Source organism: Thermodesulfobacteriota bacterium, from assembly GCA_026415035.1.
Taxonomy (GTDB): Bacteria; Desulfobacterota; BSN033; order BSN033; family UBA1163; genus RBG-16-49-23.
Genome location: JAOAHX010000003.1, coordinates 78,354 through 91,482, shown reverse-complemented (window position 1 = coordinate 91,482; position 13,129 = coordinate 78,354). Strand labels below are relative to the sequence as shown.

Annotated in this window: 13 protein-coding genes and 1 tRNA gene; 12 read left to right on the top strand and 2 right to left on the bottom strand. The window is 56.8% G+C overall.

Annotation, left to right across the window (positions count from 1 at the left end; all coding sequences use genetic code 11):
* The first annotated feature begins 1 nt into the window (after position 1).
* From uvrB to N3G78_03005, 6 genes are read left to right on the top strand one after another with little or no spacing between them, the layout of a single operon-like run.
* On the top strand, positions 2-1,996 hold the full coding sequence (gene uvrB / locus N3G78_03030; protein ID MCX8116892.1) for an excinuclease ABC subunit UvrB: 1,995 nt from the start codon (positions 2-4) through the stop codon (positions 1,994-1,996).
* On the top strand, positions 1,987-3,849 hold the full coding sequence (gene uvrC, locus N3G78_03025) for an excinuclease ABC subunit UvrC (GenBank protein MCX8116891.1): 1,863 nt from the start codon (positions 1,987-1,989) through the stop codon (positions 3,847-3,849). Before uvrB ends, uvrC begins: the two co-directional genes overlap by 10 nt.
* 55 nt (positions 3,850-3,904) lie before the next feature.
* The gene (locus N3G78_03020; protein MCX8116890.1) at positions 3,905-4,366 is read left to right on the top strand and encodes a hypothetical protein; all 462 of its coding nucleotides are present in this window, start codon (positions 3,905-3,907) and stop codon (positions 4,364-4,366) included.
* A 2-nt stretch (positions 4,367-4,368) separates the two neighbouring features.
* A complete protein-coding gene (locus N3G78_03015) occupies positions 4,369-5,094 on the top strand; it encodes a hypothetical protein (GenBank protein ID MCX8116889.1) in 726 nt (241 codons plus the stop codon).
* 51 nt (positions 5,095-5,145) lie between these two features.
* Entirely contained in the window at positions 5,146-5,901 is a 756-nt protein-coding gene (locus N3G78_03010) for a radical SAM protein (GenBank protein ID MCX8116888.1), read from the top strand.
* A gap of 23 nt (positions 5,902-5,924) precedes the next feature.
* Positions 5,925-6,848: a radical SAM protein gene (locus N3G78_03005; protein ID MCX8116887.1), complete on the top strand. Its 924-nt coding sequence runs from the start codon at positions 5,925-5,927 to the stop codon at positions 6,846-6,848.
* A gap of 245 nt (positions 6,849-7,093) precedes the next feature.
* Here the strand turns inward: N3G78_03005 and N3G78_03000 are convergent, their stop codons facing one another.
* Positions 7,094-7,312, bottom strand: a complete 219-nt coding sequence (locus tag N3G78_03000; protein MCX8116886.1) for a zinc ribbon domain-containing protein — start codon at positions 7,310-7,312, stop codon at positions 7,094-7,096.
* A 21-nt stretch (positions 7,313-7,333) separates the two neighbouring features.
* Positions 7,334-8,299 carry a hypothetical protein gene (locus N3G78_02995; protein ID MCX8116885.1) on the bottom strand — a complete coding sequence of 322 codons (966 nt, stop codon included), beginning with the start codon at positions 8,297-8,299 and terminating at the stop codon, positions 7,334-7,336.
* A 185-nt stretch (positions 8,300-8,484) separates the two neighbouring features.
* Between N3G78_02995 and gap the strand changes: the two genes are divergently transcribed.
* From gap to N3G78_02965, 6 genes are all read left to right on the top strand, one after another.
* Entirely contained in the window at positions 8,485-9,489 is a 1,005-nt protein-coding gene (gap, locus tag N3G78_02990) for a type I glyceraldehyde-3-phosphate dehydrogenase (GenBank protein ID MCX8116884.1), read from the top strand.
* Positions 9,490-9,499: 10 nt separating this feature from the next.
* The gene (locus tag N3G78_02985) at positions 9,500-10,681 is read left to right on the top strand and encodes a phosphoglycerate kinase (protein ID MCX8116883.1); all 1,182 of its coding nucleotides are present in this window, start codon (positions 9,500-9,502) and stop codon (positions 10,679-10,681) included.
* A 15-nt stretch (positions 10,682-10,696) separates the two neighbouring features.
* Positions 10,697-11,458 carry a triose-phosphate isomerase gene (gene tpiA, locus N3G78_02980; protein MCX8116882.1) on the top strand — a complete coding sequence of 254 codons (762 nt, stop codon included), beginning with the start codon at positions 10,697-10,699 and terminating at the stop codon, positions 11,456-11,458.
* Positions 11,459-11,555: 97 nt separating this feature from the next.
* The gene (gene secG / locus N3G78_02975; protein MCX8116881.1) at positions 11,556-11,882 is read left to right on the top strand and encodes a preprotein translocase subunit SecG; all 327 of its coding nucleotides are present in this window, start codon (positions 11,556-11,558) and stop codon (positions 11,880-11,882) included.
* 25 nt (positions 11,883-11,907) lie between these two features.
* Positions 11,908-11,993, top strand: a tRNA-Leu gene (locus N3G78_02970).
* Between the two features lie 145 nt (positions 11,994-12,138).
* Positions 12,139-13,119, top strand: coding sequence for a 3'(2'),5'-bisphosphate nucleotidase (locus N3G78_02965; protein MCX8116880.1), 981 nt, complete (start codon positions 12,139-12,141; stop codon positions 13,117-13,119).
* Positions 13,120-13,129 lie beyond the last annotated feature (10 nt).

Here is a 13,129-nt window from a genome sequence, read left to right as displayed (position 1 = left end):
GATGGGCCGGTTTAAACTCGTCTCGGAATTTAAACCCCGGGGGGATCAACCCCGGGCGATCGAGGCACTGAGCCGGGCGGTTCTCGAGGGGGTCCGCCATCAGGTCCTGCTCGGGGTGACCGGCTCCGGGAAGACCTTTACGATGGCCAACGTGATCGAGAGGGTTCAGAAGCCCACCCTGGTCATCTCTCACAACAAGACCCTGGCGGCCCAGCTCTACGGCGAATTCAAGGAGCTCTTCCCCGAGAACGCGGTGGAGTTCTTCGTCAGCTACTACGACTACTATCAACCCGAGGCCTACATCCCCTCGACGGATACCTACATCGAAAAGGATACCCAGGTCAACGAAGAGATCGACAAACTGAGGCATTCGGCCACCCGCTCCCTCCTGGAGCGGAACGATGTGATCATCGTGGCCAGCGTCTCCTGCATCTACGGCCTGGGGTCTCCGGAGGCCTATCACGGGATGCTCCTCTATCTGGAGAAGGGGATGAGGATCTCCCGAGAGGAGATCCTCTCGAAGTTGGTGGAGATCCAGTATGAACGCAACGATCTCGACTTCCATCGGGGGACCTTCAGGGTCCGGGGCGATGTGGTCGACGTCTTCCCCGCCCATGAAGAGAGCCGGGCGATCCGGATCGAGCTCTTCGGGGACGAAGTGGAGAGGATCTCGGAGATCGATCCGTTGAGGGGGAAGGTGTTGCAGCCCCTGGAGAAGGTCCCCATCTATCCGGGAAGCCACTATGTGGCCCCCCCCGAACAGCTTCAGATTGCCATTCAGAACATCCGTCAGGAGCTGAAGGAGCGGGTGGCCTGGTTCAGATCGCAGAACAAGCACGTAGAGGCCCAGAGGCTGGAGCAGAGGACGAACTTCGACCTCGAGATGCTTCAAGAACTGGGCTATTGCCAGGGGATCGAGAACTATTCCCGCCACCTCACCGGCAGGGCGCCGGGTGAACCCCCTCCGGTGTTGCTCGACTATTTCCCGAGGGATTTCCTCCTGTTTATCGATGAGAGCCACGTGACCGTCCCCCAGCTCGTGGGGATGTACAGAGGAGATCGGTCAAGGAAGGAGACCCTGGTGGAGTATGGATTTCGACTCCCCTCGGCCCTCGATAACCGGCCCCTCACGTTTGAAGAGTTTGAAGCCCGTCTTCACCAGGTCATTTATGTCTCGGCCACTCCAGGGGATTACGAGCTCAGGAGAAGTGAAGGAAGGATAGTCGAACAGATCATCCGGCCCACTGGCTTGACCGATCCTCAACTCGAGGTGAAGCCCGCGAGACATCAGGTCGAGGATCTTTTGGAGGAGATCCGGCAAAGGGTGAAGCAGAAGGAGAGGGTGTTGGTGACGACCCTGACCAAGCGAATGGCCGAGGACCTGACTGAATATTATGCCGATTTGGGCATCCGGGTGAAGTACCTCCACTCCGACATCGATACCCTGGAGCGGGTCGAGATCATCCGGGATCTCCGGCTGGGCAGGTTCGATGTCCTCATCGGCATCAATCTCTTACGGGAAGGCCTCGACCTTCCAGAGGTCTCCTTGGTGGCCATCCTCGATGCCGATAAGGAAGGGTTCCTCCGATCCGAGAAGGCCCTGATCCAGACCTTTGGCCGGGCGGCGAGAAATATCCACGGCAAGGTCATCCTCTATGCCGACAAGGTCACCGCCGCCATGGACCAGGCCATCCTGGAGACGAACCGGAGAAGAAGGATCCAGGAAGAGTACAACCGCACCCATGGGATCACCCCGGAAAGCGTGAAGAAATCGGTCAAAGATGTCCTCGCTTCGATCTATGAAGCGGACTATTTTACCGTTCCAGCGACCTCGGATCCAGAAGAAGAATACCTTTCCATCAAAGAGATTCCGAAGGCGATCGAGGCCCTGACCCAACAGATGAAGGAAGCGGCCCGGCGGTTAGCGTTCGAGGATGCGGCCAAGCTCCGGGATAGGATCAAACGGCTTCAGGAGATGGCGTTGAAATGGGGGTAGAACCGGAAAAGAAGGCCCCCTTTTTACCCCAGGTCGAGGGATTGCCCGACAACCCGGGGGTCTATCTTTTCAAGGACAAGAAGGGGACGATCCTCTATGTGGGAAAGGCTGGGAACCTGAGGCACCGGGTGGCCTCTTACTTTAAGAGGATCGAAGAGAAGGACCCCAAAACGCTCCTCCTCCTGGAGAAGGTTGCGGACGTCGAGACGATCGTCACCGAGACGGAGAAAGAAGCCCTCCTCCTCGAAGACACCCTCATCAAAACCCACCATCCCCGATACAACATCAAGTTGAGGGACGACAAACGTTACCCCTGCCTTCGGCTCTCCTTGGAGGAGGACTATCCCACCCTTCGCATCGTGAGACGGGTGAAAAGGGATGGGGCCCTGTACTTCGGCCCCTTTCCATCCGCCACCTCCCTCAAGGAGACCCTGAAATTGATCCGTCGGCTCTTCCCCATCCGGATTTGTCGGGACTCCAAGTTCTCCCATCGGACCCGGCCCTGTATCCAATACGAGATGGAGCATTGCCTGGGACCCTGTTCCCAGAGGGTCGATCGGAAGACGTATGGCGAATTGGTTCACCGGGTGAGGATGTTTTTAGAGGGAAGGGACAGAGAGCTTTTGGCCAGGTTGAGAAGCGAGATGGAGGAAGAGGCGGAAAAGCTTAATTTCGAGAAGGCGGCTAAGATTCGCGATCAGATCGCCCATCTCGAGAAGGTGATCGAGAAACAGGTCGTCGTCTCCCACGATTTTATCGACCGGGACGTGATCGGCCTCTTCCGACAGGAGGATCGGCTCGGCCTTTATCTCCTCTTCATCCGATCGGGCACCCTCTTGGGCGGAAAGGGATTCACCCTTTCCGCCACGGGCCTTCCGGAAGAGGAGGTCCTCTCCTCGTTTATCGGGCAGTATTACCGGGAAGATCGGTTCATTCCGAAGGAGATCCTCCTCTCCAAGGAGATCCCGGACAAGGGGCTCTTGGAAAGCAGATTGGCAGAGTTAAAGGGTCATCCCGTATCCATCCTCATCCCCCAGAGGGGTGAGAAGAGAAGGCTCGTCGAGATGGCCTCTGAGAATGCCATGAAGTTTCTCCGAAGAGAGATGGCTCAGAGGATGGAGAAAGAGACCTTGCTTTCGACCCTCAAGGCACGTCTCCATCTTGAAAGGGTCCCCCGTAGGATAGAGGCCTTCGACCTTTCAAACCTCCAGGGTTCCCAGGCCGTCGGGGCCATGGTCACCTTCGAAGAAGGAGAGCCCAACCGGAGCCGATACCGCCATTTCAGGATCAAGACGGTGGCAGGAGTGGACGATTATGGAATGATGTATGAGGTTCTCTTCCGGAGATACAGACGGGCCCTCGAAGAGCATGACCTGCCCGATCTGGTCCTGCTGGATGGGGGGCGGGGGCAACTGAACGTGGCCAGGCAGGTCTTTAAAGAACTGGGAATCGATGGGATCGACCTTCTCAGCCTGGCCAAGGAGAGGGAGGGGAGCGATGGGAGGGGTTCGGGCGAGAAGGTCTTCCATCCCAGGTTCCGGGAGCCGATCCTCCTCGGCAAACACTCCCCCCTTCTTCGGTTCCTCGACCAGATCCGGGACGAGGCGCACCGGTTCGCCCTCGGCCATCATAAACGGGTGAGGAAGAAAGAGGCCCTTCGATCGAGCCTCGAAGGGATTTCGGGCATTGGCAGGACCCGGCAGAGGGAACTGTTGAGATATTTTGGGAGCCTCGAGAGGCTGAAGGAGGCCCCCCTCGAAGAGCTAAAGAGGGTGCCTAAAATGACGACGAAGGCCGCGGAGGCCGTCTTCCAATTTTTCCATCCCCGAGGGCCCGATGAAATAACTTCTTGACATTTTCCTTAAAATGTGAGTGAAATGTAAGGCAATTCCGAAGGAGGGGGTCACCTTGGTCGAAGAGAGGATCAAAGACGCCACCAAGTATTTGAATCTCCTGAGGTCGATGTCAGATTATCGACCCCACTTCGAGATCATCGGGAATTACAGGCTCATCGACGATGGGGTCTGCCCGGAGGCGACCATCATGCTCCGGGCAAACGGAATGGAGATGCACGAGGCCGATACCGGCGTGGGGCCGGTGGATGCCCTCGCCAAAGTGCTCAAAAAATCTCTGAAGTCGATCTTCCCGGAGGTAGACCAGGTGAAGTTGATCGACTTCTCATCGAGGATCTTCGATCCCGGCGCGGGCACGGCAGCCGGCGTGGAGGTGGAGATCCTCTTCAGCAACGGAAAGGATGCCTGGAAGGTCAAGGCCTTCTCCGAGAATATCTGCAAGGCCTCCTTTCTCGCCCTGGTCGATGGGTTCGAATACGGGATCCATATCTCAAAAGAGAGGGTCTCGAGCGGTTGAGCGTGGAAACGATGCTGGCCCTCCTTCAACTCCTACTCGCCTTATTCGCCATCTACGCCGCCCTCACCTTCGAGGAGGAGGTGAGGCTGCTCGTGCCCCTCTTCTGCCTCATCGGGATGTTCGTCGTGGGGCGCATCGAGAAGGTGAGGACCGATAGCGAAAAGGCCCGCAAGGCCTTTTTGAAATCGGAAATCGAGAGGCTCTCCCAGAAGGATGGCCCGGCCCTGAAGGAACAGAATTTCTTCACCATCGAAACCCTCCTCTGGCCCAAAAATGAACTCCTCCTGCTGGATGCGGTCCATGCGATTTTCAAAGACCTTGGGTTTTCCATCTCCCCCGGCATTCAATACCAATCCGTCGATAGGATTCTAAAGATCCCCAACACCCAGAAGTCCTTCGGGGTCCAGGTGATGATGTTCAAAGGCGAGGCCAATTCGTCCCACCCGAAGATGAGTCGAATCCTCCAGTTCGAACGGGAGAAGAGGGAGGACGAAAAATCCCTGATCATTGCGAGCACCCATGTTCACCTCCCTATGGCGAAGCGAGGGGGGAAGGGCCACATCACGAAAGATCTCGTCGAGCTGTTGGTTCGATATAATGTCAGCTTCCTCACGGCTCACCACCTCTATGACCTCTGGCAAAAGTCGAAAAGAGGGGAGGTCGATATCTTCGGGTTTTTCAATAGGCTCTATACTCAGAAGGGGGTGTCCCCTCTGCTTCCCCAATGACCCCCCCGGCCCCACCTTGAATCCTGACCCCCTACGATCCATAATGATTGGGTGAAGATTAAAGAGGTCCTGGTAAAGACCGTTCTCACCCGGACGGCCATCTCGGGTTTCGATTACTGCCTGAACCCTTACGTGGGTTGCGGTCATGGGTGCCGGTATTGTTATGCCAGCTTTATGAAGCGATTCACCGGCCATCGGGAACCTTGGGGGGAGTTCGTCGATGTGAAGGTGAATGCGGTCTTTCGGTTGAAGGAACAGCTGAAGAGGGCGAGGAGAGGAGTCGTGGCCCTCGGCACGGTCACGGACCCCTACCAACCCCTTGAAAGGAGATATGGGGTGACCCGCGGATGTTTAGAAGCGCTCCTGGAAAGGGGGTTTCCCGTTCATGTCTTGACCCGATCGCCTCTCTGTCTGAGGGATGTCGATCTTTTTAAAGGGTTCGAACATATCGAGGTGGGGCTTTCCATCACCACGGATGACGACCAGATGAGGAAGATCTTCGAACCTCGATCCCCTCCCATCTCCGAACGGTTGAGGGCCTTGGAGGTCTTGAGGCAGAATGGGGTGAAGACCTATGCCTTCATCGGCCCGATCCTTCCCTTGAAACCGGAGGCGGTGGTTAAGATGCTCGTGGGGAGGGTGGAGGAGGTGTGGATCGACCGGATGAATTATATGCAAAAGGTGAAAAGGCTTTACGAGAGGAACGGGCTGGACACCTACTTGACGGATGATTATTTTAAATTAGTGGGGGTGGCTTTAAAGGAGGGTTTCGAAAAGAGAGGGATCGGGGTGAGCGTCCTCTTTTAGAAATTCACAGGATGGGGGAGAGCATGACGATCGGGAGATTCGGTTTAAGGAGACGGCAGTATGATTTTCCTCCTTTCCGTCCCCCGAGCGAGGCCAATAGCCTCTTGCTCAGGGTGACCCGGGGATGCCCTTGGAACCGCTGCACCTTCTGCTCCATGTATAAAGGGATGAAATTCGAAAAGAGGCCCATCGAGGAGGTCCTCGAGGACATCTCCATGGCGAGGGAGCTGTACAGCGACCAGGTCCGGACGGTCTTCATCGGCGATTCGAATAGCCTCGTTCTCAAGGCCGACGAGCTCGTTCACATTTTAAAGGCCTTATACGATTCGTTTCCGCACATCGAGAGGGTGACCAGCTATGCCCGGGCCAAGACGATCGCCAAGAAACCCATGGAGGAGTTGAAAAAGATCTTCGAGGCAGGATTGAATCGCCTCCACGTCGGTCTCGAGACAGGAGATCGGGAGCTTCTGGCGGAGATCGACAAGGGAGCCACGCCTGAAGAGATGGTCGAGGCGGGGAGAAAGGCGAAAGAGGCCGGGTTCGAATATTCCCTGTATGTGCTTTTGGGGATCGGCGGAGAGGAGCGATGGGAGCAACACGCCAGGGGGACGGCAGAGGTTCTGAATCAGATCGACCCTCACTTCATCCGGGTTCGGACCTTGATCCCCCAACCCAACTCCCAACTTTTCGAGGACATGATGGAAGGCCGCTTCCGTTCCGCCTCTCCCGAGACCATCCTGAAGGAGACGAGGCTTCTCTTGAAGGAGCTTCAGGTCACCTCCCAGTTCCTGAGCGACCACATCTCCAACCTCGTCCCCCTCCACGGGAAATTGCCCGAGGCCAAGGAGGAGATGATCCGGGTGATCGATCGGGTCCTGAAGGGGCTTCAGGAGGACGAGGAGCTGAGGGAGGAGCTTGAGGCCCGACGCCACCTCACCAACCTCTGAAACGTTCGAAACCCTTTACCTTCGTCTTCCATCCACCTCGAAAAGAAAGGCCTCCCTTTTCCCACCTTCGGTCCGCCTCAAGAGATCTGGAGGTCCATCCCTCAGGGAAGAAGGGGTAAGGGCCTTGCCTGGATCTCCCAGCCTAAAGGACCCCCTCATCGACGATGGGTTCAAGGAGTCCTTGACGCCGTTCCTTTGGCGAAGGAGCAAAGAATTGATTCAAGCGGAGAGGAAGAATTAAAGGATCAGGAGCCGCAGGTGGAGCAGCTTGAGGCGGAACAGCCTGAGCAGGAGGAGCTTGCCGTGCTCTTGAATTTCCCTCCGCTCGAAAAGGCGAAGGCGGACATCATCCGGCTCACCTTCTTGCTCTGGCACTTGGGGCAGACGATCTCGGTGGAGGAATTGAAGACTAACTTTTCAAACTCATGTTCGCATTTTTCGCATCGGTATTCGTAGATGGGCATCGCCAGATCTCTCCTTTTCTTTCATCCTAACATCTTTTTGATCTGTTCGGCAAGGGAGAGCGCCTCCTGAGCCAGTTTGGGCTTTCCGTCCTCTTGCCATTCCGAGGCCATCCTCCGGCACACCTCCTCCATCTGCCTGAGAAAGGGTTTTTTCAGGTAGGGCCGGAAGGGATCGGCCATCAGCTTTTTCCAGATCGAGATCGTCTTGGGATAGAGATTCCTGAAATAGGCATCCATCCCTTTGCTAAAATAGAAGTGAAAGAGGAGTTCGTGGTCGTGGGATTTGAGCTTCAAGGCCCTTGCAAAATAGTTCGAGGCGAGGTCATGATGTTCGCCCAATTGGTAGCTTCGGCCAGCCCTTTCGTACGCCTCTGCCGGCCCTCCCTCGAAGACGAGGTCAAAGAGCTTCCTTCCCTTTCGGGGGCCGTAAACCTTATGAAGGAGGGGTTGGTTTTCCACCAAAAAACGGACGAGGTAGGGGTTGTGACGCTTGACTTTGAAGAGATCGATCAACTGGTCCATGGCGTCTGAGAAGAGCGATCGGATTTCGGCCATGCCGAGAAGCACGGCATGGCCTGCTTTCGAGATGATCCGTTCAAATTCCTGGAAATAACCCTTCTCGTAGGCCGATTTCCCGATATGGCGTTGATAGTTCCTATATTTGGGGCGATAGAATTCGAGTTGGTAGACATTTTCCCTCAATTTCATCGCCTCGTGGAAGATGGAGCCGATGACCAGGTCGAGGAGCCACTCCTTCTTCCTCCAGAGGTCCTTCTCTCTGTTCCGAAATAGGGCATGGGACTGTTCTTTCAGGGTGTAAAGGGGACTCCCACCCCGGTCATCCACCCAGCCCTGAATATCCTTGAACCGAAGTCGGCCCTGTTTGTACTTTTTGAAGATCTCCTGAAACATCGCCTGGCAGTTCAGGAGGCCTCGGACAAGTTCGAGCAGATTCCCTTCCTTCTTAATATCTCTCGGTCTCTCCATTTCTCTTTCTCCGGAAGAATCTTAGCAGGTTTCTCGCCTCTTGTGAAGATACGCTCCTTGACCGCCGGCAGAATTTTCCAATCCTTTCCACCCCCTTCTCCAGGAAGGGGCTTTGCGGGTCGTATTGACGGAAAAGGGTTAAAAAGGGTATAAATGGGTAGTCATTCAAAAAAGGAGGGCGCGATATGGCGATCAGGGTTGGAATCAACGGGTTTGGCCGCATCGGTCGGAACGTGCTCCGGGCGGGCCTCCATAATCCCCAGCTGGAGTTTGTGGCGGTCAACGATCTCACCGATGCGAAGACGCTTGCCCATCTTCTCAAGTACGACTCCGTCCATGGTCGATTCGGTGCTCTGGTCGAAGCGAAGAAGGACGCGATGGTGATCGACGGTAAGGAGGTGAAGGTCTTCGCCCTCAAAGACCCGGCTCAGCTTCCCTGGAAGGACCTCGGGGTCGATGTGGTCCTCGAAAGCACGGGAAAGTTCACGGACCGGGCGGGCGGGACCAAACACTTGGAGGCGGGCGCGAAGAAGGTCGTCATCTCGGCCCCGGCCAAAGACCCCGATGTCTCGATCGTCCTCGGCGTGAACGAGAAAGATTACGACCCCGCAAAACACCACATCCTCTCCATGGGGTCGTGCACGACGAACTGCCTGGCCCCCATCGCCAAGATCCTGGTCGATGAATTCGGGGTCGAATACGGCTTGATGACCACCATCCATGCCTACACGAACGACCAGGTGATCCTCGACTTTCCCCACAAGGACCTCCGGAGGGCCCGGGCCGCCGGGATGTCGATGATCCCCACGACGACAGGGGCAGCCGTGGCCCTCTCCCTCGTCATCCCGGAATTGAAAGGAAAGATGGACGGGATGGCGATCCGGGTGCCAACGCCCAATGTCTCGGTCGTCGATCTGGTCGTGGGCCTGAAAAAGGAGACGACCACAGAAGGGTTGAACCAGGTGTTCAAGTCCTACGCCGAAGGGAAGTTGAAGGGCATCTTGAGCTACTGCGAGGAGCCCCTCGTCTCCATCGATTTTAACGGCAATCCCCATTCCTCCATCGTGGACGGGACGTCCACCAAGGTGATCGGCGGAAAGCTGGCCAAGATCATCTCCTGGTACGATAACGAGTGGGGTTTTTCGAACAGGATGGTCGAACTTTTCCTCTTCCTGTTCGGCAAGAGATGAGGGAGGCACCATGGCCATCCGAAGGGTCGATCAGATCGAGGTCAAGGGGAAGAGGGTCTTCATCCGGGTCGATTTCAATGTCCCCCTCGATGAGCGGCGGGAGGTCGCCGATGACACCCGGATCGTATCCTCCCTCCCCACGATCCGATGGGTCTCCGAAAGGGGAGGAAAGGTGATCTTGGCCTCCCATCTCGGGAGGCCCAAGGGGAAGCCTGATCCGAAATACAGCCTGGCCCCTGTGGCCGAGAGGCTATCGAAGCTGCTGGGGAAGACCGTGAGGCTTGCCCCTGATTGCGTTGGAGAAGGGGTACGGGAGGAGGTCCGCAAGATGGGAGAAGGAGAAGTCCTCCTCCTCGAAAACCTCCGGTTCCATTCCGAAGAGGAGAAGAACGACGAGGCCTTCTCGAAAGAGCTGGCTTCGCTCTGCGATGTTTATATCAACGATGCCTTCGGCACGGCCCACCGAGCCCATGCCTCGACCGAAGGGATGACCCGACATGTCGAGACCGTGGCTGCTGGGTTTCTGATGATGAAAGAGATCGAAGGCCTCGAGAGGGCGCTGGTGAATCCCCAGAGGCCTTATGTCGCCCTTTTAGGCGGGGCCAAGGTCTCCGATAAGATCGGGGTCATCCAGAACCTCTTAAATCGGGTCGATGCCCTTCTCATCGGAGGAGGCATGGCCTACACCTTTCTCAAGGCGAAGGGTGTGGAGGTCGGAAGGTCTCTCGTCGAAGCGGATCAGATCGCTCTTTCCCTCGACCTCCTTCAGAAAGCCGAGGGGAAGATCAGGTTCCTTCTCCCTTCCGATCATGTGGCCGCCGAAAGGATGGAGGCCCAAACCCGATGGGAGATCGTGACCAACGACCGGATCCCTCAGGACTGGCTCTGCCTCGATATCGGGCCGGAGACGGTTCGGAGATTTACGGAAGAGATCCGGCAGGCCAAGACGATCTTCTGGAACGGACCGATGGGCGTCTTCGAGTTGGAGCCCTTTCGGAACGGAACGTTTGCTATTGCAAAGGCTGTGGCCGATTCCGGGGCCTTCAGCATCGTGGGCGGAGGGGATTCGGTGGCCGCGGTCAACCAGGCAGGCGTTAGCGATCGGATCGGGCACATTTCAACGGGAGGAGGGGCCTCCCTCGAATTTATCGAGGGGAAGAAACTTCCAGGCCTCGAGGCCTTGAGACGTTAAAACCGGGGAGAGACGATGGGACGACTTCCCTTCATCGCGGGCAACTGGAAGATGAACAAGACGGTCGGGGAGGCCCTCGAACTGGTCCGGGAGTTGAAGGTCGCCCTAAAAGGCGTGGAGGGGGTCGAGGTGGCCATCGCCCCCCCCTACACCGCCCTCTTCCCCGTGGCCCAGGAATTGAAAGGTTCTGCGATCCACCTGGCCGGCCAGAATCTCTTCTGGGAAGAAAAAGGGGCCTTTACTGGAGAGATCTCACCGGTGATGTTGAAAGAGGTCGGTTGCCAGTATGTGATCCTCGGCCATTCGGAGAGGAGGCAGTACTTCGGTGAGACGGACGAGACCGTCAACCGGAGGATCAAAGCGGCCTTCCAAAATGGATTGAAGCCGATCTTCTGTCTCGGAGAGACCCTCGAGGAGAGAGAAAAGGGGACAACCTTCCAGATCGTGGGAAGACAGTTGGAGGGGGGATTAAAGGGGTTAGAGGAGAAGGTGGTCGAAGAGATCGTCATCGCCTATGAACCGGTCTGGGCCATCGGAACGGGAAAGACCGCCACACCCGAGCAGGCCGAGGAGGTTCACGGTTTCATCCGCCAGAGGTTGGAAAAACTCTACTCGAAAAGGCTTTCCGAGGCGGTGAGGATCCAGTATGGGGGGAGCGTGACCCCAGAGAATATTAAAGGCCTGATGGCCCAAGCCGACATCGACGGGGCCCTGGTCGGCGGGGCGAGCCTGAAGGCAGAGAGTTTTTCGAGGATTGTCAGATTCAAAGAAATGTGATATATAATAGACCGAAAATCCGAAGCCTTCGAGCTCGAGGTCAGGCTGTGCGCTTCGTTTTTGGGATCCCTTAGAGATCCCAAAAAGACATTAGGTTATGGCGATTATCGTGATTTTGCATGTTTTGGTCTGTTTCGCCCTCATCCTGATCGTCCTGCTCCAAGCAGGAAAGGGAGCGGAGATCGGAGCGGCCTTCGGCGGCGCCAGCCAGACCCTCTTCGGAAGCGCGGGCTCGATGGGTTTTTTGAGCAAACTGACGACCGTGGCCGCGGTGATCTTCATGATCACCTCCCTTCTGCTGACCTACTCCTCGACCAGGCGAAGCCCAACGGTCATCAAGGAGAGGCCGGTCCAGACGGCTCCGGTGGAGCCACAGAAGGGCCAACTCCCACCTCAGGCGCCAACGCCTGAGCCGAAGAAATAGGGTGAAGGATAGGTTCGGAATCAATGCCGAAGTGGTGGAATTGGTAGACACGCCATCTTGAGGGGGTGGTGGGCCAACCCCGTGGGGGTTCAAATCCCCCCTTCGGCACCAACGAATAAAAAAGAGGAGAGGTGAAAGCCCCTCCTCTTTTTTCATTCCCAAGGTCCAATCATCGAGGCCGCAAGATTCAAAGGTCTCCTCTCTGAACAAAGGTCGGTTTTAGGGTTCGGAAGATGCACTTTGGAGATTCTAAGAGATGATCGAGGATTCCTCTGAGATCTCGGTTGGCCTCCAAGCCCTGCGGATGGCCTCGAAGCTATGCCAGAACGTGTGGAAGGATCTTGCCGGAGGGAGGGCGATACAGAAACAGGATCGTACGCCTGTCACCGTCGCCGACTTTGGCTCTCAGGCGATCATCTGTCGGACGATCCGGACAGCCTTTCCCGAAGATGGATTCGTGGCCGAAGAGGATTCGACCGAGCTGAGAAGGCCCGATCACCATCAGACGCTCGGCCAGGTGGTGCACCATGTGAGGGCATTCTTCCCGAAGGCCTCGGCGGAAGAGGTCTGCTCCTGGATCGATCTCGGAACCCATTCGGTTACAGGGCGATTCTGGACGCTCGATCCCATCGACGGAACGAAAGGCTTTTTGAGGGGGGCCCAGTACGCCATTGCCCTGGCCTTAATCGTCAATGGGCAGGTTCAACTGGGCCTGATGGCCTGCCCCAACCTCCCCACGGAGATCGGAGGAGGAGGTGAAGAGAGGGGGTGCTTCTTTCTCGGCCTTCGAGGAGGCGGGGCCTTTCAGATCGATATGGGGAACGGGAGACGGAGGCCCATCTCGGTCTCACGAATGACGAACCCGGAGGATGGCACATGGGTTGAGAGCGTTGAACCAGATCATGCCGACCACCTGACCCATTTGAGGATCGCCCAACAGTTAGGGATGTCCCGACCTCCGATTAAGATGGACAGCCAGGCCAAATACGGGCTGGTGGCAAGGGGGGAGGCTACCCTATACCTCAGGGCCCCCTCGCCATCAGAACCAGACTACAGGGAGAAGATCTGGGACCACGCGGCAGGGGCGATCATCGCCGAGGAGGCGGGAGGGAGGGTGACCGACTTCCACGGCAATCCCCTCGACTTCTCCCTCGGGATCCGTCTCGAGAGGAATCGCGGGGTCCTGGTGAGCAACGGGGTGTTGCACGAGAGAGTGTTAGAGGTCTTGAGGGGTTGATCGGAGGGGA

Excerpts from the sequence above, each read along its gene's own strand:
- uvrC (MCX8116891.1), top strand. The coding sequence starts at position 1,987 with ATGGGGGTAGAACCGGAAAAGAAGGCCCCCTTTTTACCCCAGGTCGAG.
- tpiA (MCX8116882.1), top strand. The coding sequence starts at position 10,697 with ATGGGACGACTTCCCTTCATCGCGGGCAACTGGAAGATGAACAAGACG.
- N3G78_02985 (MCX8116883.1), top strand. The coding sequence starts at position 9,500 with ATGGCCATCCGAAGGGTCGATCAGATCGAGGTCAAGGGGAAGAGGGTC.
- N3G78_03005 (MCX8116887.1), top strand. The coding sequence starts at position 5,925 with ATGACGATCGGGAGATTCGGTTTAAGGAGACGGCAGTATGATTTTCCT.
- N3G78_02965 (MCX8116880.1), top strand. The coding sequence starts at position 12,139 with ATGATCGAGGATTCCTCTGAGATCTCGGTTGGCCTCCAAGCCCTGCGG.
- gap (MCX8116884.1), top strand. The coding sequence starts at position 8,485 with ATGGCGATCAGGGTTGGAATCAACGGGTTTGGCCGCATCGGTCGGAAC.
- uvrB (MCX8116892.1), top strand. The coding sequence starts at position 2 with ATGGGCCGGTTTAAACTCGTCTCGGAATTTAAACCCCGGGGGGATCAA.
- N3G78_03000 (MCX8116886.1), bottom strand. The coding sequence starts at position 7,312 with ATGCCCATCTACGAATACCGATGCGAAAAATGCGAACATGAGTTTGAA.
- N3G78_02995 (MCX8116885.1), bottom strand. The coding sequence starts at position 8,299 with ATGGAGAGACCGAGAGATATTAAGAAGGAAGGGAATCTGCTCGAACTT.
- secG (MCX8116881.1), top strand. The coding sequence starts at position 11,556 with ATGGCGATTATCGTGATTTTGCATGTTTTGGTCTGTTTCGCCCTCATC.